This is a genomic window from Bifidobacterium sp. ESL0769 (genome assembly GCF_029395495.1).
Classification (GTDB): Bacteria; Actinomycetota; Actinomycetes; order Actinomycetales; family Bifidobacteriaceae; genus Bifidobacterium.
Genome location: NZ_CP113918.1, coordinates 1,882,947 through 1,908,041, shown reverse-complemented (window position 1 = coordinate 1,908,041; position 25,095 = coordinate 1,882,947). Strand labels below are relative to the sequence as shown.

Annotated in this window: 15 protein-coding genes and 1 other RNA gene; 13 read left to right on the top strand and 3 right to left on the bottom strand. The window is 55.9% G+C overall.

Annotated elements, in window-relative coordinates:
- Positions 1 to 61 precede the first annotated feature (61 nt).
- A complete protein-coding gene (locus OZX72_RS07540; protein ID WP_277158093.1) occupies positions 62 to 2,407 on the bottom strand; it encodes a transglycosylase domain-containing protein in 2,346 nt (781 codons plus the stop codon).
- A gap of 287 nt (positions 2,408 to 2,694) precedes the next feature.
- On the opposite strand from OZX72_RS07540, the gene OZX72_RS07535 reads away from it, so the two are divergent.
- Positions 2,695 to 3,837, top strand: coding sequence for an inositol-3-phosphate synthase (locus tag OZX72_RS07535; RefSeq protein ID WP_277158092.1), 1,143 nt, complete (start codon positions 2,695 to 2,697; stop codon positions 3,835 to 3,837).
- Between the two features lie 355 nt (positions 3,838 to 4,192).
- Here OZX72_RS07535 and glf read toward each other — a convergent pair whose 3' ends face one another.
- A complete protein-coding gene (gene glf, locus OZX72_RS07530) occupies positions 4,193 to 5,371 on the bottom strand; it encodes a UDP-galactopyranose mutase (RefSeq protein WP_277158091.1) in 1,179 nt (392 codons plus the stop codon).
- A gap of 280 nt (positions 5,372 to 5,651) precedes the next feature.
- Here glf and ffs point away from each other — a divergent pair.
- From ffs to OZX72_RS07480, 10 genes are all read left to right on the top strand, one after another.
- An RNA gene (gene ffs, locus OZX72_RS07525) (signal recognition particle sRNA small type) lies at positions 5,652 to 5,748 on the top strand.
- Positions 5,749 to 6,068: 320 nt separating this feature from the next.
- Entirely contained in the window at positions 6,069 to 6,701 is a 633-nt protein-coding gene (locus tag OZX72_RS07520; RefSeq protein WP_348519664.1) for a DUF1310 family protein, read from the top strand.
- A gap of 1 nt (position 6,702) precedes the next feature.
- Positions 6,703 to 7,260, top strand: a complete 558-nt coding sequence (locus OZX72_RS07515; RefSeq protein WP_348519663.1) for a DUF1310 family protein — start codon at positions 6,703 to 6,705, stop codon at positions 7,258 to 7,260.
- 531 nt (positions 7,261 to 7,791) lie between these two features.
- Complete coding sequence (locus OZX72_RS07510; protein WP_277158088.1) at positions 7,792 to 8,328, top strand: DUF1310 family protein; 537 nt, start codon at positions 7,792 to 7,794, stop codon at positions 8,326 to 8,328.
- Positions 8,329 to 8,334: 6 nt separating this feature from the next.
- Positions 8,335 to 9,639, top strand: a complete 1,305-nt coding sequence (locus OZX72_RS07505) for a hypothetical protein (protein WP_277158087.1) — start codon at positions 8,335 to 8,337, stop codon at positions 9,637 to 9,639.
- Positions 9,636 to 10,067 (top strand): hypothetical protein, encoded by a 432-nt coding sequence (locus tag OZX72_RS07500; RefSeq protein WP_277158086.1) that lies wholly within the window; start codon positions 9,636 to 9,638, stop codon positions 10,065 to 10,067. The genes OZX72_RS07505 and OZX72_RS07500 overlap by 4 nt, the downstream gene beginning before the upstream one ends.
- Positions 10,064 to 10,384: a hypothetical protein gene (locus OZX72_RS07495; RefSeq protein WP_277158085.1), complete on the top strand. Its 321-nt coding sequence runs from the start codon at positions 10,064 to 10,066 to the stop codon at positions 10,382 to 10,384. The genes OZX72_RS07500 and OZX72_RS07495 overlap by 4 nt, the downstream gene beginning before the upstream one ends.
- 130 nt (positions 10,385 to 10,514) lie before the next feature.
- Positions 10,515 to 15,242, top strand: coding sequence for a PD-(D/E)XK nuclease family protein (locus OZX72_RS07490; protein WP_277158084.1), 4,728 nt, complete (start codon positions 10,515 to 10,517; stop codon positions 15,240 to 15,242).
- Position 15,243: 1 nt separating this feature from the next.
- Positions 15,244 to 19,884: a UvrD-helicase domain-containing protein gene (locus OZX72_RS07485; RefSeq protein ID WP_277158083.1), complete on the top strand. Its 4,641-nt coding sequence runs from the start codon at positions 15,244 to 15,246 to the stop codon at positions 19,882 to 19,884.
- Positions 19,885 to 20,126: 242 nt separating this feature from the next.
- On the top strand, positions 20,127 to 20,831 hold the full coding sequence (locus OZX72_RS07480) for a GNAT family N-acetyltransferase (protein ID WP_277158082.1): 705 nt from the start codon (positions 20,127 to 20,129) through the stop codon (positions 20,829 to 20,831).
- Between the two features lie 77 nt (positions 20,832 to 20,908).
- Here OZX72_RS07480 and OZX72_RS07475 read toward each other — a convergent pair whose 3' ends face one another.
- Positions 20,909 to 21,817 (bottom strand): MerR family transcriptional regulator, encoded by a 909-nt coding sequence (locus tag OZX72_RS07475; RefSeq protein WP_277158081.1) that lies wholly within the window; start codon positions 21,815 to 21,817, stop codon positions 20,909 to 20,911.
- Between the two features lie 254 nt (positions 21,818 to 22,071).
- Between OZX72_RS07475 and OZX72_RS07470 the strand changes: the two genes are divergently transcribed.
- Both OZX72_RS07470 and OZX72_RS07465 read left to right on the top strand, forming a co-directional pair.
- The gene (locus OZX72_RS07470) at positions 22,072 to 23,586 is read left to right on the top strand and encodes a carboxylesterase family protein (protein WP_277158079.1); all 1,515 of its coding nucleotides are present in this window, start codon (positions 22,072 to 22,074) and stop codon (positions 23,584 to 23,586) included.
- A gap of 15 nt (positions 23,587 to 23,601) precedes the next feature.
- Positions 23,602 to 24,849, top strand: a complete 1,248-nt coding sequence (locus OZX72_RS07465) for an MFS transporter (protein ID WP_277158078.1) — start codon at positions 23,602 to 23,604, stop codon at positions 24,847 to 24,849.
- Positions 24,850 to 25,095: the final 246 nt, after the last annotated feature.

Sequence of the window (25,095 nt, the reverse complement as noted above, 5' to 3'; positions counted from 1 at the left end):
TTGCTTTGCCTAAGTAACGGCATCAATCAGCGTTCGTGATTAAACCGCCAAATCCCCTAAATCACTGCTGCCCCTGGGAGTTCTGCGGCGTCTCGGTGCCGCCGGTCGAACCCTCGGATGGTTTCTGCGCCGGCTGTGTACCACTGTTTGCATTGCCTTCGCTTGGGGTGTTTGAGCTTCCAGGATTGCTGGTCTCGCCATTGGTTGTGGTGCCGGCACCAGTGTTGCCATTGGTCTCGGTGCCGGTGCTGCCGCCGCTGGTAGTGCCGCTGCCTCCATAGTTCTCATAATTCCTGCGGGTTCCCCAGCCGGAATACGATGACCTGGCGCCCGTGCCCCACGTGCCGTCGGGACCGCCGATCTTGCCCTCGTCCTTGGCCACCGGGAACGTCTCGTTCGGTGTGTTGGCCAACGCCTGTCTCATGTATTCGGTGAAGAGATGCACCGGATAGTCGCTGCCGTTTCCGAAGTACTTGATATTCGGCATCTCCTGTGGTTTGCCGTTCTGGTCGGGGTTCCACATGGCGAATACGGTGACCGTACTTGGTGAGAACCCGGCGAAACTGCCTGCGGTCGAGTCGTTCGCGGTGCCAGATTTGCCGGCCACGGTCTTGCCGATCTTGCGCGCTTCCGTCGCGGTGCCATACTGCACGGTTCCCGTCATTGCCTTGGTGACCAGCGCCGTGTCGTTCGGGTTGAAGATACGCGTGGTGTCCGTCGGGGAGCGGTACATGTCTTTGCCGTGCGAGTCCTTCATGCTCGCCACGATGTGCAGCGTCGGCTTGTTGCCCTGGTTGGCGATGGTGGAGTAGGCCTGGGCAATGTCCTCCACGTGCACGCCGTCGTTGCCTAGCACAGTGAACGGGTTGTCGCCCGTCACGAGTTTCGGGTCCATGCCCGCGGCCTGCGCGGTCTGCGCCACTTTCTTGGCCCCCAGATGCTGCTGGAGGTCCATATAGATGGTGTTGACTGAATTTGCCGTGGCGTTGTAAAGGTTGGTATAGCCGAAGCTTTCGTTGCCGAAGTTCTGCACGGGCGCGGTGATATTGGTGAACGTTCGCGGGGAATTGCCGTTGAAGGTCGTGCTGAGGTTGACCCCGGCTTCGACCGACGCCAACAGCGCGAACGGTTTCATCGTCGACCCCGGTTCGTAGATGGCTTGGGTCGCGTTGTTGAGCGGTTTGGCAAGGTAATCGTCGCCTCCGTAAATCGAGATGATTGACCCGTCCTTCGGATTGACGCTCATACCGCCGATCTGTACGCCGGCAGGAACTAACCCGTTGCCGTCCTGTGAGGGGCTGGCGACTTTGAACATCAGATCCTGCTTGTTTTTATCGATAGTGGTGACGATGGTATAGCCGCCGGTGTCAAGGTCGTCGCGGGTGAACGCCCCACTGCCGGTCAGTTCGTCGCGCACCATCTGCAGAATATAGCCGTTCGTGCCTTTATACGAGCTTTCCTGAGATTGCGGAGGTATGGTCGACGGCATCTGCGGGTTGGCCGCCGCGTCCTTGGCGCTGATATACCCCCGCTTTTCCATGATTCCGATGACGCGGGTGTAGCGTTGCTGCGCACGTTTCGGGTTTATCGCCGGGTCCCAGGTCGAAGGAGCCGGGATGATGCCGGAAAGCAACGCCGCCTCGGGCATGGTCATGTCTTTGGCGTCTTTGTTGAAATAGGCCTTCGACGCTGCCTCAATGCCGTACGCCCCGCGGCCCAGGTAAATCGTGTTCATGTAATTGCACAGAACCTTGTCCTTGTCCTGCGACTTGGTGATTTTCATCGCGAGAATCGCTTCGCGCACTTTGCCGGAGTAGGAGTGGGTGTCGCCCATATAATAGCGTTCCGCGTATTGTTGCGTAATGGTGGACGCGCCTTGCCGCGCCCCGCCGCTCACATTGTTGAGCAGGGCTCGTGCGATGCCTTTGAAATCGACACCCGTGTCTTTGTAGAACGTCTGGTTCTCGCTGGCCACCATGGATTGTCCGATGTATTTGGGCAGGGCATCGCAGCTGATGATTTCGCGGTTTTGCGTGGCGAAATCGCCCACCGGAGTGGTGCCGTCAGCGTAATAGACCTTGGTTTTTTCGGCCATGGCGATTTTTTCCGGCTGCGGGATTTCGGTGGTGGCGTAAAGATAGGCGAATGTGCCGATGCCGGCGAGGATAAGGGCTGCAATGATGCCCAGCATCCACTTGAGAATGAGATGCTTATGTTTTTTGGGCGCCTTGCGCTGTGGACCATGTCCGTTCGGTCGGTTGTAGCCGTTTGAACGTTTGTGCGTGGTAGTCGTGCTGTGGCGCGAATGCTGGTTGCGCGGTTTCTGAGCGCTTTTATAAGCACGTTTGGGCTTGGCTCTGCCTGAGCCGCCGGAACGCGCCGAAACTGTGAGAAACTCTGTGACCATGCCAACTACCGTAACGGTTGCCCCTGAAAAACTACTGGGATTGGCGGGCAGAAATGGTTTTTATGTGTAGTTTCGGTGTTAAAAAATCGAAGAGTGATGTAATTCATATCGGATTTTCCGCAAATCCTGTTCGTCGCGGTCGCTCAATATATCGTATGGTTGATTTGTACTAGACTTATATAATTGCTGTTACATTGTTGTGTGTGCACTGCGTGTACTGATGCCCTTCTCGTTATGAGGGGCTAAACTTACAAGTGGAATTTTGCACGTGAAATAAAGGAGTCGATATGAGTATTCGCGTGGCAGTGGCAGGTATTGGTAACTGCGCCTCGTCCCTGATTCAGGGTGTCGAGTATTACAAGGACGCGAAGGACGATGAAAAGATCCCCGGCCTGATGCACAACAACTTCGGTGGCTACCGGGTTCGCGATATTGAGTTTGTGACGGCGTTCGACGTCGATGCCCTCAAGGTGGGCAAAGATATTTCCGAGGCCATCGGAGCCTCCCAGAACAACACCTACAAGTTCTGCGACGTGCCGAACAAGGGCGTCGAGGTGCTGCGTGGACCGACCTATGATGGCCTGGGCGAGTATTACCGCCAGATGATCACCGAGTCCGATGCCGAGCCGGTCGACGTGGCCCAGGTCCTGCGCGACAAGAAGGTCGACGTGCTGGTCAGCTACATGCCCGTCGGCTCGGAACAGGCCGACAAGGCTTACGCACAGGCTGCGATGGACGCCGGTTGCGCCTTCGTCAACTGCCTGCCTGTCTTCATCGCCTCCGACCCTGAGTGGGCTCAGAAGTTCCGCGATGCCGGCGTGCCGATCATCGGCGACGACATCAAGAGCCAGGTCGGTGCCACCATCACCCACCGTGTGATGGCCCGCCTCTTCGAGGATCGCGGTGTGCGTCTCGACCGCACCTATCAGCTCAATGTCGGCGGCAACATGGACTTCATGAACATGCTGCAGCGTTCGCGCCTCGAATCCAAGAAGGTCTCCAAGACCCGCGCCGTCACCTCGATCGTGCCGCACGAGATGGATCCGCACAACGTGCACATCGGTCCATCCGATTACGTGGCTTGGCTCGACGACCGCAAGCTCGCGTTCGTCCGCTTGGAAGGCACCACCTTCGGCGACGTGCCGATTAGCCTCGAATACAAGCTTGAGGATTGGGATTCCCCGAACTCCGCCGGCATCGTCATCGACGCCGTCCGTGCCGCCAAGATCGCGCTCGACCGTCACCTCTCCGGCCCGATTCTCGCGCCGAGCTCCTACTTCATGAAGTCCCCGGCCGTCCAGCACGAGGACTCCGAGGCCCGTCAGCTGGTCGAGAAGTATATCAAGGGCGAGGTCGAGGCCGACGAGTCCGAACTCGATGCCGATGTAAAGGCCGCGAAGGATAGCGGCAAGGACGTCTGGCACGCCTGATTCGCTTCAGTGCTAACTGATTGACCAATGCTTTTTAGCATCGCAATCGTAATGATGGCCGTCATCTGCAAAATGTGGATGACGGCCATCATTGTATATCTGAATTTACTGTTGGATGGCAGATTCAATTGGCAAAATGCGTTTTTTCCCGCGCTTCACACAGATTTATGCTGGAAAAGACGCATTCTGAACGTCTAAATAGGTCTTTTCCCGCATAAGTGGTGGTGTTACTGCGGGGAAAGACCTATTTTGTGTTTCCGAATACTTGTTTTCTGGCATAGGCATGCAATTGTAGTCGGTTAATGCCTTTCCAACAGTTGTCTACGCGCAGAAGGTTTTGCGGATTTGGCGGCTATCACTTTCCTAGCAGCGGGCTGACCTGCTTTTCGTAGGCGATGAGGGCGCTGTTGATGACCTGGTGCATGTCGTAGTAGGCGTAGGTGCCGAGGCGTCCACCGAAGATGACCTGCGGCTCTTGCGCCGCCAAATCCTTGTACTGCTGGTAGAGCTTCTGGTCGGCGGCGGTGTTGATGGGGTAGTAGGGTTCATCGTCGCGTCCGGCCGAGCGGCTGTATTCCTCCCAGACCACGGTCTTGTCCGGGTTTTGGGAGTCCTTGCGCTCCGGATTGAAGTTCTTGAACTCGATGGCGCGGGTGTAAGGTACGTCGGCGTCCACGAAGTTCATCACCGGGCAGCCGAAGTGGTCGCCCTCGTCGTAGCGCTGCTCCTTGAAATCGACGGTGCGCCACTTGAGGTCGCCGAGCGAGTAGTCGAAGTACTTGTCGACCGGGCCTGTGTAGACGATTGGCACGCGGCCGAGCAGCGCCTTCTTGTTCAGGGGCTGGCTTTCGTCGAAGAAGTCGGTGCTGAGGGTGACGTGGATCTTCGGGTCATCGATCATGCGCTGCATCCACGCGGTGTAGCCGTCCTTGGGCAGACCCTCCCACGTATCCTTGAAATAGTGGTTGTCATAGGTGAAGCGCACCGGAAGGCGCTTGATGATGGAAGCCGGCAGCTCGGCCGGATCGGTCTGCCACTGCTTGCCCGTGTAGTTCTTGATGAACGCCTCATACAATGGACGGCCGATGAGCTGGATGCCCTTGTCGTTCAGATTGCTGGGGTCGGTGCCGGCCAGTTCGCCCGCCTGCTCCTTGATGATTTCCTGCGCCTGTGCGGGCGTGTAGTGCGCATGGAAGAACTGGTTGATGGTCCCCAGGTTGATCGGCATGGGGTAGACCTCGCCGTCGTGCGTGGCATAGACGCGGTGCTGGTAATCGGTGAATTCGGTGAAGCGGTTGACATAGTCCCACACGCGCTTGTTGGAGGTGTGGAAGAGATGCGCGCCGTACTGGTGGATTTCCGCACCGGTCTCTTCATCCATATAGGAGTAAGCGTTGCCGCCGATATGCGGACGGATATCGATGATCTCGACGCTGTGCCCGTTCTCCGCCGCCTGCTGCGCGACCGTAAGCCCAAAGAGCCCCGCACCCACCACGAAAAGATCGGGTAGATTCTTGTTTTCGTCGTTGGCCATTGCGTTTCCTTTTCTTGTCGTTCGTCACGTCGTTACTCGCTGCACGCGTTTGTACATGTCTGCGGTGATTGTTGTTTCCATGGTACTCGCCGGGTTGGTGTTACCTCCCGTTCCCCCTCTGCAGTGTCCGTTTGCTGAAGAAATCAGCTTTTTCGAGTATAGGGAAATCGATTTTCCTGCCTACTCGAATTTGCCGGTTGTCTTGGGCAGTGAGAATTTTCGTCCTGATCGTTTTGTCTCGGCAAGGTTCCGACGCACGGTCCGGGCATGGGGTATACTGGTTAAGCCTTCACGTGGCGTTATGTCACCCAAACCCCCCAGGGCAGGAATGCAGCAAGGGTAAGTGGCCTCTGTCGGGTGCGTGAAGGTTTTCTTTTTCGATGACGAAAGGGATTGCCGAATCTGGTCATTCAGTGTGATGCTTCAAGAATCGTGATTTATAAGCCGGAATATTTGATTTTAGGATTCGATGGTCATGTGCTTGTCTTGGCCCAATCCGTGTTGGTTTAAAGGTCAGGATTGTTGTGTCGTTGGTGCATTAAAAGGTCTAGAAGTCATTCGGCGCGTTGTTTTTATGGCGTGGCGCAGTTTATCTATTGAGTCACACTTTTTAATGATAATTAGTAATAGCTGTTTTATTTGAATATACTGGTCATTGTTTTCAACAAATGAGCGGTGGGTTTCTTGATGAAACTCGATGAAGCCTTGTCGATTCGTCGTTCATGGAATGGGTGTGGATATGTACAAGACGCAGTCGTCTGGTGTGATATCGGGTGTCCAGATACCGTATGGGGGACTGCAGCCTAGGAAGCGGAGGTTGCCAGCGGCGGTCAGGGTGATTCTTTGCATTCTCGCAGCGTTTGTGGCGATAGGAGGGGTTTTGGTGGCGATTCCGGTGGGGTCTAACGCATATATGAGGCACGTCGTTCACAGCAAAGAGGCGGATACGGCATTCAGGGAGACTATGAGGGGGGAGGACCCTCATGCCTTTACGAAGGAGGGCGTCATCCATTCATATACCATCGATGATAGCAAGACTCAGCATGACCCTATGGGCGGTATCATGGTGACGCTTTATGCCAATGGAGACCCCAGTTTGGAAGTGCTGGTAACCATTGATAAGCCTCTTAATGAGGATGGCAGCAGAAAGCCTTTGATTGGTCAAGGTGGAGGATCCTCAGCAAAGTTGGGAAATCTCGTGGATGAGAATGAGAAGAGGCTTGGTGGCAAGCCGGCTGCGTGGTCATCTGAAGATGATGGTGTGCTGGTTTGGGCGACGGAGTTCGGATTGGATGCCGGTATTGGAGAGGAACGTTTAGGGGGAATATGAGATGCGGCTATCTGGTGTGAGGCCTGATGCCCGGATGCCTGGTGTCGTTGCGCGGCCCAGGGAGCGTAGGTTGCCGGCGGTGGTCAGGGTGGTTCTTTGTGTTCTCGCGGTGTTTGTGGCGATAGGAGGGGTTTTGGTGGCGATTCCGGTTGGATATGACGCGTATATGAGGCATGTTGTACATAGTAAAGAAGGAGAGACGGCATTGAGGGACACGATGAAGGGTATCGATCCTCATGCCTTTACGAAGGAGGGCGTCATCCATTCTTATACGATTGATGATAGCAAGACTCAGCATGATCCCATGGGCGGTATCCTGGTTACGCTTTATGCCAACGGTGACTTTAGCCTCGATGTGCAAGTAACTCTCGATAAGCCCCTTAAGGAGGATGGCAGTAGGGGGCCTTTGATAGGTGAAGGCGGGGGATGGTCGGCAAAGTTGGGAAATCTTGTGGATGAGAATGAGAAGAGGCTTGGTGACAAGCCGTCTGCTTGGATGTTGATGGATAATAAGGTGTCGATTCAGCAGGCGAAGTTGCGACTGCTGGACGCGGTTTAAAAATGTTCGGTTGCCGCTCGGGCGGAGGATGCGTCCGGAGGGGGCGGAATTTTAGGGGATAATGGATTGTGTAGATTCCTGTCGTATCTCAGGTTTGATTTTCTGGTCGGTGGTGTGGGGAATCTGACATTGGAGCGGAGCTTCTTGTGGTTGGTGTCGTTGTCTTTTGCTTGTCTGCGGTAAAGCAGTGGTTGTTTTGTGTTTGCTGGCCTTTGCTTATATCTTCGGGATTACTAGGGGAAACAAGGGTTTTACGAGCTCGAAAAGCAACAGTGTAAAAAACATTTATTTCGCCGATGTTGAATTTTGGGGACCTATCGCGTGTGCCGGTTGATGTCTTAAACGTGCTTGATAAAGGTAATGCGGTTTCTGTTGCAGGGGCTATTGCTTCTTGATGATTATTGACAATACATGCACTTTGAAATATGATGATTGCTGCTTTTGCGAATCTGGCAGGGGCTGCTCTCGATGAGATTTGGTTGGAAGCAACAAGGGGAAAGATTGTGGGGCGTATGAATGCGGTCGTATGGCATGGCAACGGCTGATCAGATGCCGTATAACGGTCTGCAGCCTAGGAAGCGTAGGTTGCCAGCGGCGGTCAGGGTGGTTCTTTGTGTTCTCGCGGTGTTTGTGGCGATAGGAGGGGTTTTGGTGGCGATTCCGGTGGGATATGACGCGTATATGAGGCACGTCGTCCACAGTGAAGAGGCGGATGCCGTGTTTAGACGTGGTATGAGGAATATAGATCCTCATGCTTTTACGAAAGAGGGGATTATTCATTCGTATACCATTGATGACGATAAAATTGAACATAGCCCTATGGGCGGTATCATGGTGACGCTTTATGCCAACGGTGACCGGAGCCTGGAAGTAATGGTAACCCTGGACAGGCCACTCAATGAGGATGGCAGTAGAGAGCCTTTGGAGGGTCAGGGCGGAGGCTACTCCCGAAAGCTGTACGATCTCGTAGCGGAGAACGAACGGAAACTCGCGCAGCGGCCAAGTGCAATGGTCAGCAGCGATAAGCGGATTCAGTTAGAACAGCCAGAATTAAGGAATGAGGAGTGATAACTGATGGCGGAGCAATGTGACTGGTCGAAGCTGACTGATAAACAGCGTAAAGAGATTGCCAATGACGGTTATAGCGATTATTCTTCTGGCGCTCCCGTAACGGTAAATGACAACCGTACAATTGTTGGTTGGGCGGTTGGAGGGACGACTGACCCGGGGCACAATGGCGGTCAGGTGACGATTGTCGCGAATAATCCAGATCCGAACAAAGCCACGAATATAGCGGTGCTGTATCGTGGATCCAGCAGTCCCCTCAAGCTTACTGATGATCATTTTGCTTCTGATTTGAAACAGGATTGGATTGATAATGATCTTCCTGAAGGGTTGAACATCCTTGGAAGTAAGCAGAGCGCGTCGTCCGTGCCTCAACTGGCATCCGCTTCAAAAACGCTGAAGGATGTGATTCGCAAATATCCCAATGCCAAGATTGATGTGTATGGTCATTCGCTGGGCTCGATGGCAGGTCAGTATGCCCTAGCTGATTTGACTCCTGAAGAAGCGGCCAGAATCAATGGCGGTTATCTCTATGAGGGGCCTAATGTTTACAACTCACTTAATGACCGACAAAAGCATATGGCCGATTCATATGCGGGAACCGGGAAGGTTTTCAATTATATTGATTACCTCGATATCATTGGTGATGTCGGCAACTTTGGCGATTACAAAATGGTCGGTGACCGTGTTTACGTAGATCCGTCTTCATCAAGTAAGTTCTGGATGGGTTCTACCGGGCTGATTGTACGGTTCTTGTATTCGGTGGCTCATGAGCATGGTTGGGGCGGATATCAGTTCAAGGACGGCAAGTTTGTAAAAACCGATCAGGTATCGCTTGCGCGTACCTGGCAAATGGTCGACCATAATATGGAGCATTTCGGCGACATCCGCAAAGCGTTGCAGAGTAGCGGTGGCGGTTTGTCCGATGGCGAGAAGATTTGGCTCGATTGCGATGAGGCTGGCATTTTTGTACAGGGTATGCTTGCCCTTATCGCCCAAGGTGATGTCCAGTTCAAGGACTGGCTTGACGAGTCATGCTCGAAGGCGGATGAGGAATGGAAAGGCACGTTGGCTGATGCCAGCGGTGTCGGCGGTAGTCTTTCCGGTCAGGAGGTGCTCGATGCCTTGGCCCAGGGTGGAGCCACTGAAACCGTTATCTGCGAACAGCCCAAAGGCCGTTACCATGAATCGTTTACTAAGTTCACAGCTGTCGGAGAGGATTTCACTGACCTGGCCGGTCGGATTCAGAATGCGGCCAAGTCCGTTGTCTCCACCGATCAGGATCTTGCCGGACAATTGGCGGCGATGGCATGAAAGATTCCCGAGATTCCAAGGATTCCGAGGGCGACGAATATGCGCAGCGCCGGCGCCGGGAACTTTTGGATCACATTGACGGTCAACTTGACGATGAGCGAAGCTCTCATCGTCGGCGTATGCAGTTTCTGGATGAGGCCGCCGATGCCATTGCGCAGTCGCGTACCAATTACGAATTGCGCTTGCAGGACTTGGGAAGCACGACGATGAGCATCGTGAACCGCCGGGAACGACCGCAAGACATGGCCGATCCGATGCATGCGGCCACCATTGATATAGAACGTTATCGGCAGGAAGGCTTGCAAATGGCTGATCGGCGGTTGCGTCGCATAGAGGAACTCCGCGGCCAGATCGACGAGGAACATCGCAGGTATATGCGCGAGTTGGAAGAGTCCAGAGAACAGGCCGGAAGGAAGGGGAATCGTTGAGTATCAATATCGGGCAGTTATGGGACCAGGCCAAAGACGAAGCTGGAAAACTTAAGGACGATGCTGAAAACGAATTCAACTCCCTTCTGAAAAGCGCCGAGAAAACGATGATTGCCGATGTCATCGCGCCGTTTCATACTGAACTGTCAAAGGCCGGCGAACAGAACAGGAACAATCAAAAGCAGCAGTGCCTGGCAACGGATAAACAGGCATGGAATGATTATGCGAGCAAATTCGACACCAGCGCGAAGGGGCATTGGGTCGATACGGCCAGAAAATCGATTAACGACCATGCCGACAAGCTTGATGGCATTTAATTGTTGCAAGTCGGTCATGTAGATACCCGATCAACTCCCTTTTGTGCGTCAATGATTAGGTTTCAATGGATTAAGGGTTAGCGCATAAACGCCTACATATGCGACCACACCGGCCTTTAGACTTTGAACTATGGCTATGAGTGGGAACGACGTATTGGATTTCAACGATAATGCCGCAATGTGTGCGGTAAGAGCGATGCTGGATGATAACTCCGAGACGACCTCACACACATTGCTTGTGGCCGGGGCGCCAAGCTCCGGGAAGACCGAGTTCGCGCTCGCAGCGACGCTTGAGGGCATTTCGCGATTCGGCGATTCCAAGGTTTTCATGGCGGTTTCGGGGCGTCAGGCGGCAGACAAGCTCTCTGACCGGATCATTCGCGCCGTTGGTTCCGTTTCCAGCGCTCGGCCGGTGACCACGCTTTCGGCGATTGCGTTTCGACTGCTTTCCGAGGTCCGTGAAAACAGACAGGAGCCGTTGCCGAAACTGTTGAACGGAGCGGAGCAGGATGCGTTGTTGCGTCAGGTGGTTGCGGTTCATGTCGGTCATGCCCGAAGCGGCGAATTATGTGATACCTGCGAGTTGATGCGGCAATATTTTGCTGCCGATGACTGGGTGAATACCGTTTATGGCGATGACGGAAGCGAAACGGGTGGCAGGCTCCGTGGAGCGAATGACGGGGCGCGCGGGCCCATGTCAGGTCAGCAAGTCGCGAACGTTTCGGGTACCGATGGCCAGGTTCGCCCAACTTTCGAGGTCCAGCCTCGTTCAACCTCGAAAGGCATCGGTTCCAGCGACGTTCTGTTTGCTCGTGGTATCAACGACGCTTTTGTAATGCAATTGCGTGACATGCTGGCTCGCATGGATGAGCTTGGTTTGGGTCCCGAGCGCGAGGACGAGGTTCTCCAGATGCTTGCCGATTCGCAGGACTCCGGTGAAGGGTACAGTCTGCGAATCGAGCGACTTGGCGTTCAATGGAGGCTCGCATTTGCGCTGCGACGTGAGTATGCGCAGGCCACGATTGACGCCTATCCGGGGGAGTTCCGGCTTGATTCCTCGCGTTTGCTTGTTGAAGGCGCGCAGGCGGCCGCACAGATTGCCGAGGCCGAGCTTCCGAAATTTGTGGTGGTCGATGACTTTCAGGATTTGACACTTGCGGGGCTATCGTTCCTCGAGGCGTTGGTGCGGCGCGACGTGAAGCTGTTGCTGGTCGGCAACCCCGACGAGTCCGTGCAGACCTTCCGCGGGTCCTACCCGGAATATCTGTTCACACGTGCGCAGCAGCCACCGCTTTCGGCCGAGTTGATGACCTTGCCAGCTCGTCGGATTCGTAAGGTAGAGGATATATCGGATAAATCTGAGACATCGCCGTCATATCTCGACCTGCTGGCTTCGCGCGTCTCGCTTTCCATCGCGGCGAACGAGGATACTTCTGTAGCATTGCCGAATCGTCCCGGGAAACTGCCGCGTTTGACTGCAAGCCTACCAATTGAGACGTTGAACGCAAACAATCCTAAATTGCAGGATGGCAGTGTCAAAACCGCGCTGTACCGTACCTCGCGCGAGGAGCTGGACGATGTGGTCTGGCGCATCAAGGAAGCGCATCTTGGTGCCGGCCGCGATTGGAACAGCATGGCCGTCATCGCCCACGACAATGACACGGTGCGTGCTTTCGGCGAGCGGCTGCGCAGCGATGGGGTGCCGGTGCGTTATTCCGCGGTCACCAAGCCGCTGAAGGACGACCCGAGTGTACAAGGGCTGTTTGCGCTGCTGGAGCTGGCGAAACTGCGTCACGACGGCATCGACGCTTCCGATATGTCGTTGAGCGAAACTGCAAGGTATGTGCGTAGTCGCGTGCAGACCGTGCTGGAAAGCCCGTTGGTGAGCCTGCGTTCGTCTTCAACCTCTAACGGCCCGTCCTCGCCCGCGCGCTTGGCTCCTGTGGAATCGGTGATGAAAGCCATCGCATCGCTGGCGCAGGTTGCCGGAAATGAAACGGACAGGGTGGTCGAGGCCGATAATACAGGTGAGATAGAGGAAACGGCTAAACCAGACGAAGCGGATGGATCAAGCAATATAGATAAGGCCGATAATGCCGACACGACGAGCAATCAGAACACCCCGGGCACCCCGAACGTTGTGGCGAATTTGCCGAAAATCGATGCCGCTTGGCAGGCTTGGCGGCAGCAGGCGATCACACGTCGCCCAGCATCCAGCGTTGAGGTGGACGAGACGCTTGTGGGTGGCGCAAATCAAAAAGATGAAAATTCAATGCCTTTCGGGCTGGACGCTATGTATATTCTGCTGGCGTTCAACGATGATGAGGCTAAAGATGCGGGTGCCGATGAGGTAGTGGAGCTGATTTCCAACGTGGGCGGTGATGCCTCGGTACGCGCCTTCGCGCACGTCTGGGACTTGGTGAGCCAGGTCGAGCAGGGATTGTCGGCTTTGCCGAGCCGTGAGCCGCAATATGCGCTTTCCGTGGCTTGGGACGCGTGCCATGTGGCGAATACCTGGCAGGTTCAGGCGCTCGCGAACAACGCCGATGGCCGCGCCGCCAACGACAGGCTTGACGTGATGATGCGGCTTTTCGCCTATGCTTCGGGTTCCGGCGCGAAGCAGAGCGTCGAGGATTTCATTGCCAGCGTGCGTTCGATGCGCATTGAAGCGGATTCATTGGCGAAGGTTGCGCCCATCGATGAGGCGGTGACGCTGACCACTCCGGCTGGTGCGGCGGGTGGTCATTGGCGTTTCGTGTTCATTACCGAGATCCAGCAGGACGTCTGGCCGAATCTCGCCGCTCGCAACACCATGTTCGGTGGCGAAAACCTTGCCGATATTGTATTGCATAACGGAATGCGCGACGAGCGCGAATCGGGTATGGCTGGGGGAGACCCGGAACTCGCTCAGGTGCTTTCGGCCGAGCAGAAAAGCTTCCTGGTGGCTCTGACGAGGGCGAGCGAACAGGTGACATTGAGCGCCGTGCTGAGCGATGACACCGTGCCGTCCGATTTTCTCTATACCTACGTTCCGGAGCGGTTCGACCGCGTGCGCGATGCTGATTTGCAGACCCGTGACTACACACAATTGGCGGATTCCGGCCGTTTTGCAGGACTTGATACCGACCCGCGCGGGCTCGTCACCGCTTCGCGTATCGAATTGATGCGCCAAGCTGATAGCAGCGAAAGTGGGAAGGGTAAAACCACTCGAGCTGCTGGTGGTGAGGTCGACAAGAATGAGGATATGGCTGGTGTTGCCGGTGTCGAAAACAATTCCTCACATTCGGCTGTCGGACTTGATGCTGAATCTTCCGCGCGTGTTCGCGACGCTGCCGTGTCGCTGGCGCTGCTTGACGATGTCGGACTCGAGGCGGCCAATCCCAATAGTTGGCCGTATACCTTCGATACGCAAGACAAAACTGGTGCAAGACCGGGGGATGTACAAGACGAAACCAGTGTGCAATCCCGAGCTATGCAGAATGTAAGTGCCCAGGGATCGTCACATCGTGATGAATCGATTTCGACATCGGTTGTGCCGAGTTCGCAAGCCTTGAAGAGCGCCCCACAAGGCAATGGGCCATCGTCTTCGGTTCCAACGGTAACGCTTTCGCCCTCGCAGGTCGACCGCATCTGGGCCTGCCCGGTCTGCTGGATGTTGGAAAGCCAGTTCGCCGGCCCGCGTCCGTCAAATGCGGCTACGAGTTTCGGAACGTTGATTCACAAGGTCGCCCAGCTTGCCAGCGAGGCGGGCTTGGATGCCCCCGATTTCATGGCAGGCAGTTCCGAAGACGAGCGTATAGCAGCAATTTCCGTTCAGATGATGGATATGTACCACGAGCTTGCCGATGACCCTGACGCGATTGACGATCCCGAACAGCGTTATCGTGCCGAAAGCAAGGACGAAGGCGCGCAGCAGACGCTTACCGATATCGCGACCTACTTCGTGACCTCAAACGATAAGGATTATCCCTACGGAAATCTCAAGAACTTTGCCGTAGGTCGCTTGCAACGTGCCGATAGCGAGTATGAATTCGCGGCAAAATTCGGTCTGGACGATATTCGCGCGGCCTATAACGCCATCGACGGCATCGATCCGATTGGAACAAATGAGCTGGTTGCCATCATGGGTGTGCTCAATGGCGGATGGCCGGAAGGTATAAGCCTTGATTTGCAGATACGTTTGACCGGGCGTATCGACCGCATGGAATGGCGGGATCTGGGCGATGGCAAGCAGCACGTGCGTCTGATCGATTGGAAAACCGGACATGCGCATAACGGCAAGCAGATGTTCAACGACCTGCAGCTGGTCTGCTATCAGCTTGGCCTTGCCTTCCCCGAGGCGAATCGACCGGATGAGAACGGTGATGGAATCGGCACTTCCGCGGTTCTGCCCAATGCCGGATTGCATGGTGCCGAAGCGCTCAAAGTCATGCCCGATATCACTCAAAGCGCCCTGTTCGATGTGGATTCCGCCACGGCTCCAGCACTTGGTTATCGGGTTCCGGAAACGCTTTTCCAGCCGCCGCTTTTTTATGCCGGTGCGTTGAACAGTACCGGTTTTACGCCTCGCAGTCACTATTCCGATTTGCAAAAACTTGCTGATTTGCCTGACCTGCCAGCCGAAGCGCCAGCGGGTGTAAGCGCTCATGCCTGGCAGCAGTTCCTTTCGTTGCGCGGCACCCAGGCAGTGTGGGCGTTGACCATGATTTCGCGTATCTTCTATGCCGCCGCGGCCTCGCGTTCCAGCGTTTTGGCCGCCCGTCCGCAACCCGACCACGTAGCGTGGTGCAGGATGAAAACGGTATGCCCGGCCTGCGCCGGCGAAGTGGATACGGTCTACGAAGTCAGGAGGGGCTGAAATGACGAATGACGATAAATTCTCCCGATTCAATGGCATCGACGGCGTACGTGTCGGCATGGGGTTATCGGATAGTGATAACCGTGGTGGTAACGAGGTGGCCGGAAACGGGAACAAAACTGATGGCATTGGCAGGAACCCTGTAAAATCACCGATGCCAACGCAGGCATCAATCCACGAACCGGCTCGCGATTCCGGCGTTGCGCATCAAGCTCCGACCGACAGCCCCGAGCAGGCCGCAGTCATCAACGCGCCTGAAGACGCCGACGTGCTGGTGGTCGCAGGTGCCGGGTCCGGCAAGACCTACACCATGACCCGCCGCATCATCAACCTGATCAAGGTCGGTGTACCGCCCGAGAAAATCCTCGGTTTGACATTCACGCGCAAAGCCGCCTCCGAGCTCCTAAGCCGCGTATCGAGCGCTGTGGCCGAAAACGCCCGAATGGCCGAACTCGATGCGAATATCGCTGGTACGAATGTAGCCGGCAATCCGCGTCGTGTCAATGTTTTCCTCAAGCCGCAGGTTTCCACCTACGACGCGTTCTTCCAGTCCATCGTGCGTCAGTACGGCCTTCTGGTCGGCTTCGATCAGAACACCCAGCCGTTGAGCGAGGCGGGGGCCCACCAGCTCGCCGTCACGGTCATCGACGAAAACATGGACATCCTGCGTGGGCAGGGATTTGGGAGTTTTTCGGATATTGTTTCGAAGGTTCTGAGCCTTTCCAACGCCATCAGCGGCTCGATGATCGGCGAACATTGCGCCAGCGTGCCCGAGGCTATTGCCCGGATCCGTCAATGGGATCAGGCGTTCATCGCGCAGATGGATGCCGCCATCGGCGACGAAACGGTGCCTGAAGATGAGCCTAAAGCCAAGCCGCCGAAACGTAGAAAAAAGGATACCGACGAGCAATTTGCGGACCGCATCGCCGAATACCATGAATCGTGCCATCAGCTGGCCGTCTATCGCAGTGCAGGTTTGCGCGATGTCGCCCAAAAACGCGAGATTTTGCTGACCTTGGTCGAGCGATACCATGAACGCAAGCAGCAGCTCAATATGGCGGAATTCAACGATTTCACGGTGGCCGCCTACGCGCTGATCACCCGTTTTCCGTCGATAGGGGAACGGCTTCGTCATCGCTATACGCACGTCCTGCTCGACGAATATCAGGACACGTCCACCACGCAGGCCGCACTGATTGCTGCTTTGTTCCATCCCGATGATTCTCAGTTGGGAACGATAGGTGATTCGGGTTCGCAGGGAAGCCTTTCTTCGACGCATTCTCAGCGACGAAACCCGGCATCAGCCAGTTCCGCGGTCAATGCCGTGGGCGACCCCTTCCAGTCCATTTACGCCTGGCGTGGTGCAAGCCCGGGCGCCTTCCGTATGTTCCAGCGCGATTTCGGTATGGATGAAACTGATAGGCCCTATTCGCTGAGCGTCACCCGCCGCAACTCCCGCGTGGTGTTGGAGGCCGCCAACGACCTGACCCAGCCGCTGCGCACCCCGGACCGCATTCCCTCAAGCTCGCCAATGCGCGAGGTGCCGGTGCCGGCGTTGACCACGATCGACGACGCCAAAGAGGGGACGTTGGGCGTGCTCGGTTTCGATACGCTCGGCCAGGAAATCGATGCCGTGGCACGTTTCGCCAAGGCTTCCATCGCAAGGCATACCCCGACTGACCCGGACCAGAAAGACGTTCGCCCGCACGTTGCCGTTCTCTTCCGAGGCAAGCAGAACATGCCCCAATTCGCCGAAGGCCTGCAAAAAGCGGGATTGACCACGCTGACCGTGGGGTATTCGGCACTGCTGGACCGCCCTGAAATCCGCGACGTGCTGGCCTTGCTCCACGTTGTCGCCGATCATGCCGATTCCGGTGCCCTGATGCGGCTTCTGGCCACACCGCGGTTCGGCTTAGGCAGCAGCGATTTGAGCGCTTTGGCTAAGCTTGCCAGCCGTCGCAACGACGAATACCGCTTCCGTGCGCTGGTCGAAGCCGGTCTTGTTCCAGCCGATGCCAAGCCTAGCGAGCAGCCGAAACTGGTCGCCGAGTATCGCGACCAGGTGCCCAATATGGTCTTCCTTGCTGACGTTCTGATGGACGATAAGCTCGAGTCTTCGCTGGATTCGCCTCGCACCGCTTCGCTTTTCAGTGCTTCCGGGCTTGCGGCCATCCGCCACGCCTCGCAGGTCTTGCGGCAGGTCAACGCCGTCATGAACCATTCGCTCACCGAAATCATCGAAACGGCAATAGAATCGCTCGACCTTGATATCGACACGGTCGTCTCGCTTGCGTTGCAGGAGTCCGACAGGCCGGTAGAGCCGGCGTTGGCGCGCTCGCCGATGAACGCTTTGGCGGATTTGGTCAATACCTATACGCAGGAAATCACGGAAGGCGCCACGCCCACGTTGCGCGGGTTTGTCTCCTGGGTGGATTCGCTGAGCAGTATTCCCGATGAGATGGCCGCGGTCCCGAGCGATCCGGTCGACGTGGTGCTGATGACCATTCACCAGTCGAAAGGCCTTGAATGGGATTCGGTGGCCATCGTCGGTATGAAAGCCACGAGTTTCCCTTCCAATCAGGGCGACAGGCTCAAGGTCGAGTTGGACGAGGACCATATCGGCGGGTTGCGCGACGGCGTCTGGCAGTCGCCGCAATATCGCGAGACGGCCAATACCTGGCTTGACAATCCGGCCGCCGTGCCCGTTCCGGTACGTGCCGACGCCGATATTTTGCCGCGATTCCCGCACGATGCTGGGATCGGCGAAGATCCGCTTAGCGCTTTGCGGGAACTTTCCAGCGTTGAAAGAACGGCAAATGAGTCCGAAGGGCTGATGCGCTCTTTCGATGCCATCGGTGGCGACGGTGAAAGCGGTGACATTGACGGGATTTCTGCATCTGGTGACGGGGCTGAGGCCACGTATCTTTCTCAGCAGGAAGAGTATGGCCGCAGGTTGCATGCCGACGAACGCCGGCTCGCCTACGTCGCGTTGACGCGCGCCCGAGAAGAAGTGCTGATGACCTATAGCCGTCACGCCGAACTTTCGCGTGACCCCGAGGCTGCAGGTACAGGTCACGATTCCAAACCGTCGAACTTCTATACCGAGGTGCACGATGCTTTGAGCTATAGGGATGATGTGGTCGTGGTCGAGGACGATGTGAGCGGTAACGATTCTGATGAAGTTCAGACGAATCCGAATACCAAGACCGTAGCTGTCGACGATATATCACAAAGCGATAGTTCAGCGATTGAGGAAATCGGCGATAGCGATACTGGTACTGATGCCGGAAATACTTCGGCTGTCGATCCGCTGGTTCCGCAGACGTTATCCGAACTGAATGCCCCGAAACCGGACGGCCTTTTCGTTGGTTCGCATGCCGAAGAATACGAGCGGGCCGTCGTCGAGGAAGCATGGCAAGCACCGCTTGACGACGACGAGAGCCAGAAGGAAGACGAAACGCTGCCGTGGCCTGCTTCGATGAGTGAGTCAGTGGCGCGTCGGTTGCGTCGTTCCGCGATGCTGACCAGGCAAATGCACGGGCGCCTCGTGTCGGAGGTCGAGGAAAGTAAAGCTCGAGACAGCAATAATGTCGCAAGTGGCGACGAACCCCAAACTTTAAAGGGAGACGGAAACGATGTCGTCAGGCAAGCCGTGGATCGCATAGCCGCTGAGCTGCCGGAAGGTCAATCGTTGGCCAAACGTACGCAGATGCTGCTGGCCGATGACGATTTGATGCCCTCGATGGAAATCAGGCAAAACAGCAACACCTTCAATGACACCTCGAACAAGGTCGGTAAAGACTCCAGCGATTTGTACGGGAACGCTTCGAGTACTGAAAGTGCCAATGCCCTCGACGTCAAAGTGCGTCGCCGCGGCGAGCGGATTCTTGCCAGCAGACGGCAAAACGTCACTTCGTTGCAAGCCAGCGCGGGCAATATGAGCAAGCGGGAAAGCGAGAATTACTGGCGTGCCCTTGTGCGTCCGATTCCTCGCGTGGCCTCGCCTGCCGCTGAAGCCGGCACCCGTTTCCATGCTTGGGCCGAGCGCTTTGTGGATGCGTACGGTGTCGATGAAGTTGTCGATATGCCTACAGACGATGGTGTTTCGTCGATAGCCGGCAGTAGCCAGGCCGAGACCCGAGCCTCGCTAATCGCCGGTCTCGTTGAGGCAGAGCAGCACCCGGAAGCCGGACAAACCGCCACGGACCGTAAGATTCTCAAATGGCAGCGCCGGCTGGTCGACGGACGTTGGGCAACCCGACGCCCATATGCCGCCGAAGAACAGATTGTCGTCGCGATTCCCGAGCTTCAGAACCGTATTGTCAACGGCAAGCTTGATGCGGTGTTCTACGGTGGGCTTGACGAAAACGACCCAAGCAAACGTTTCACGATAGTCGATTGGAAAACGGGCAAAAGGCCGACAAAGCAGGAGGATATCGACCAGAAACTGGCCCAGCTCGACATGTACCGGCTGATGTTTGCGCAAATGAAGAACATTTCGCTCGACAGTATCGATGCCACTTTGTATTATGTTAGCGTCGCCAGCGAGGAACTTCGGGGGATAGAAGCGCAGCCCAAATCCAAGCCGGAGATTTTGAAGGAACTGAACGCGGGAATTCCTGTGGTCAGCGACGAGGACTAGGCATTTATGCTATTGATGTATACCTATCGGTAGTATGTTATGCGTTGTTTATCTAACAGCAGGCTTCAAATGCCGCCGATAGCGCGTGTATGGCTTGCAGTGTAATGGACTATGGGTATGATGTAGTGGTTTTGACTTTTGACTGGGCTTTCGGCTGGAGTTTCTGGCCGGAAGGCGAATCGCTATGTCGGTAGGGGCCGGCACACAGCGTAGGGCAAACAACTATGAAGGGATGCGAACGTATGGAAAATGTTGCGAAAGGCGATGCCGGAATCGGAGTGGTCTATTCCCCGATGATCTGGAGCGATGTCGAAGCCATCACTCGGCAGTTCGATGAGACCTGGGGTGACTATGCCCTTCTGCGTGGCGACAAAAAGCTTTCGATGCTGCTTTCCTATCATTTCGTTTTGCACTATATCGAGCCTGCCACTCGCGGCGAGATTGCCCATAAAAACGGTGAGTTCATGGGCGTCGTGCTTTCGCGCGTCGTTGGTCAGCCGGTGATGTTCGGCAATGTTGCCGAGGAAATGGCGAAAATCGACGAACGGCTCAATTCGACTCCGGCCGGGCACAAGGCGCTCGCGGACCTCGAACTTGGTTTCGAGATCGAACGGCGCATGGAGCGCCAGACCGGCATCAACGACAAGGCGCCCGCCGAAGTCGAACTTTTCCTGGTGTCCTCGGCTTCCCGCGGCCAAGGCGTCGGTGGCGAGCTGTGGAAGCGCACCATGGAATATTTCGAGCGCTTCCATGAGCCGATGTTCTATCTGCACACCGATTCGGATTGCGACGTCAGCTTCTACGATCGTCATGGCATGAAGCGCATCGCCGAGCGCGAGGAGCAGCGTCACCCCGACGACGGCCGCGACCAGCAGATGGCTCCAAACAAAATGTACATTTACGCCGGCGTCCCCGGCAAGGTCAAAACAACCGTTTCCCAGAAATGAGCCCGCGTCGCAAGTAGCTTAAGGTGATGGCAGATGGCAGTACTCTTGCCGTCTTGTCATCTTGCCGTCTTGCTGGATCAGTCGGCCTGCGCCTTCGCTGCAGTCCCTTCCGTTCCTTCTCTCGGCTTTGCCGGTTCCATTGCCGGTTGCGCTCCCTGCTTCAGCTTTACCGGAACCTCGATTCGCGAGACGTGCTCCTCGAAATGGTCAGATTCGTAAGAACCGATGAGGCACATTTCAATGGGATCGCCGCAAATCCGATAGCCTTGTTTGTCGATTTCCACTTTCATCTCGTCATAGATTTTCGCGCATTCCAGGAACGGGCCTTTGAACGTCCGACAGGCATAAAGTCTCTTGCTGATGATGTAGGGGATCTTGGGATTCTTTTCGCCGGTGTAAAGCATGATCGACTTGGAGGGGAAGCAACCGTTCACTTTCTGCGTGGTGTCCACCAGATAGGTCGGTATGCTGCGTAACGTTTTCAGGCGTTCGTGCTTGTTGACGGCCATGTATTGTGCGAAGGCGTAGGGAATGTCCTCGTAAAACAGCAGATCGGTCGAAACGAGCTCGCAGGGCCGGTCGTCGAGCTCTTCGATGGTCATCACGGAGGTCTGGGCCTCGGAAATCGCGCTCAGGTCATGCTTGAGTTCTCGCACGATATCCTGTTGCTGCCGAGTGAGCCTGTCGATTTGCTCTTGTAGCGAGCTGAGCTTTTTGTCCAGCAAAGTCAATGTTGACTTGAAATCATGGTGTGTGAGGTATTCCTGTATGTCCTCCAGATCTACGCCCATCGCGCGCAGCTCCATGATGACATTGAGTTTGAAGAAATCTGTTGAATCATAGACCCTGTAGGAATTATAGGGATTCCTTTTGGGGACCACGAGCCCGAGCTTCTCGTAGTAATAGAGGGTGTCGATGCTGACACCGTAGGTTTCGGCGGTCTCTTTGATTGACTTACCGCCGTTGATGAGATGTTTGACGTGCATAAGCGATGTCACCTTTGAAATCTCTTGACCAGCACAAGGGTTGTTTGTCATCATTTTAGTCCTTTAAACCGTAAATAAATGCTAATTCGTATAGATTAATCGTTATATATGGATATTTCTGTCGTATTTTTTCTCGCATTTCTGTTTTGACTCCCGTATGACACGGGGGTATAGCCTGAAGCCGATTTATGGATTAGGCGATGTTTTTGCGTGTGCATACATGGCTCAAATCCTCCTTAGAGAAAGGAACGATAATGCCGAAAGTTACTACTAAGACCGGTGTATTGACCGGCAAGGAGCTCGAAGGCGGCGTTCACGCCTATCTGGGTATCCCGTATGCCAAGCCTGCGGTGGGAGCACTGCGTTGGCAGTCGCCGCAGCCGCTGGAGGCGAGCGACCAGGAGATTGACTGCACCGAATTCGGCAAGGTCCCGATGCAGAAGGTCGATCCCGTCATGGTCGACTCCTTGATGGAAATGAGCGAGGACTGCCTCAACCTGAACGTCTGGGTTAAGAACCCTGAAGGCAAGAAGGACCTGCCGGTGATGGTCTTCATCCACGGTGGCTCCTATATGGAAGGCGGCATCGCCGATCCCGAGATCAACGGCGCCCAGTTCGCCCGTCGTGACGGCGTGATCATGGTCAACATGAACTACCGCCTCAACGCGTTCGGCTTCCTCAACGTGGGTTCCCTGCCCGGCGGCGAGGATTTCCAGGATGCCAGCACCTGCGGTATCCAGGATCAGATTGCGGCCCTGAAGTGGGTTCATGAAAACATCGCCGCGTTCGGTGGGGACCCGAACAATGTGACGCTGTTCGGCGAATCCTGCGGAGGTGGCTCGGTGCTGCTGCTGTGCGTGGCTCCAAGCGCCAAGGGGCTGTTCAAGAAGGCCATCTGCGAATCCGGCCCGATTCAGCTTTACAATACCCCGGAAACCAGCGCCCCATATGCCAAGGAGGTCATGGAACTGCTCGGTTGTAAGACCGCTCAGGAACTGGCCGCTGTGCCGGTGGGTATGGTTCAGGAGATCGTATGCAACAAGTTCTTCTATAACCACGAGCACGACGTCTCGCTGCTGTATGCGCCGACCTGCGATGGCCGAGTGCTGCCGAAGAAGCCGCTGCAGGCGCTCAAGGACGGTGCCGCCAAGGACATCGAGCTGATGATCGGCACCAACGCCGACGAGTTCGCCTATTGGGGTCTCTACTGGGACCTCGCCACGCAGATGCCGGACTTCTGGCATCATCAGGCGGTCATCCACTTCGACGGCAAGCTCGACAACGACAAGTACGAGACCGCTTGGGCCAATGCCTATCCCGACCAGGATCCCGGCGAGCGTTACCTCGAGTACACCAATCAGATCGGATTCCGCGTCGGTACCGACCTCATCGCGCAGTATCAGGCCAAGTACAACAAGGTCTATCACTATCTGTTCAAGTACGAGTCCAAGGTTCCGGGCATGCATTCCTGCCACGCGCTCGAGCTGCCGTTCGTCTTCGACAACCGCGACGTCCCTGGGGTCAACAAGGGCCTGACCGGCGAAGTACCGCCTCAGGGTCTCGCCGACCGCATGCAGGATGCCTGGGCGTCCTTCGCCCGCACCGGTGATCCGAGCAACCCGTCGATTCCGACGTGGGAGCCTTACGACGCCGAAAACCGCAACACCATGGTCATGGATGAGGATGCATGGGAATGCAAGAAGAACATCAACGATAAGAACGACGAGCTGCTGCGTTCGGCGTTTGAAGAATGCCTGCTCGAAAAGTAAGAGAAAAGAACAATCATGGAAAAGAAACAAGCTCCCGCATATCGCTGGGTCATCCTGGTGGTCGTATGCCTGATCGGAGTACTGTCCAACTATATGCAGTATCAGATTTCGGCCATGGCCGTCTCGCTGACACCGCTGCTGAAGATCGATCCCGCCGGCTTCTCGACGCTGCTGATGATGCCGATGCTCACCGCGGTGTTCCTGAGCATCCCGATGGGCACGTTGGGTGACAAGATCGGCCCGAAGCGCGTCGTCTTCTGGTGTCTCATCATCGCCGTCATCGGTGCGTTCCTGCGTACCTTCTTCCTGAACTTCCCGATGCAAGCCATCTCGATGTTCCTGCTGGGTGCCGGTATCGCCGCGCTCAACGCGAACCTCATCAAGATCCTGAGCGTCTGGTTCGGTGACAAGGCGCAGGTCGGCATGGGCTTCTTCTTCGGTTCCGCCGGCATCGGCGTGATCTTGGCTCAGATGGTCGCCCCGCGTATGAGCGTGTTCGTCTCCTACCTGACCGCCGCGATTATCCTGACCATCTTCACCGTCATCTGGCTCGTGCTCATCAAGGATGTGCCCGACGGGGTTCAGCTTCCGCCGGCCTCTGGTGAATCCCCGGTCAAGTACTTCGGTGTGGCCGCCAAGTCCCGCAACGTCTGGCTTATCGGCCTGTGCTATGGCTTCTCGATGGCCGCTTCCACCGCTTTCGCCGGCTTCATCCCGCAAACGCTGCGCACCATCGATCACTTCGATGTGACCACTGCAGGCCTTGTGGCTTCCGCTGCCGCTCTTGGCTCGATCATTGGCTCCGTCATCGGCCCGCAAATCAGCTCCAGGCTGCGTACCTGGAAGTGGTACCTCGTGTTCACCATCGTGGTGGGCGCTGCGCTGATGTGCTTCTTCTGGGCCGTTGTCCTGGGTATGAAGGCCGCGCCGGCCATCCCGGTGCTCTTCATCATCATGATGATCTCCGGCACTTTCGGCGCCATGAACGGCCCGATCGTGCAGGCCATGCCGTATGCACTCCCTGAGATTCGTGGCAAGTACGCCGGCAGCGCCGGTGGCCTTGTCACCGCTGTCGGCCTGCTTTGCGCGTTCCTGATTCCGGTCATCGTCTCCAAGCTTTGCGGCCCGAACCTGATTCTGAACCTCGCCATCGAAAGCGGCATCTTCCTGATTTCTGCGGTGTTCGTCATCGCAATGCCGGAACTTGGCCCTGGCGGCAAGATCGCTCAACAGATCGCGGCCAGCGAAGGTCATAAGGCCTGAAATCAAGCCACGCTGCCGTAAATTGATTCATACCAGTGAATCAATGGTTTCATGAAAAGAAGGATCCATCGTTGTGATGGGTCCTTCTTTCGTTGTGCGAACTTCTTTGTTTCTTTCGGTTACGCTGCAGGCAATGAGTCCGAGCGGGTTGGATAGACTGGATATATACACTGAAAATATCGAATTATGTAATAGGTAAGTAGCGTCATGATTCAGTGGTTTCGGCAGTGAATCTTGCGATTTTCT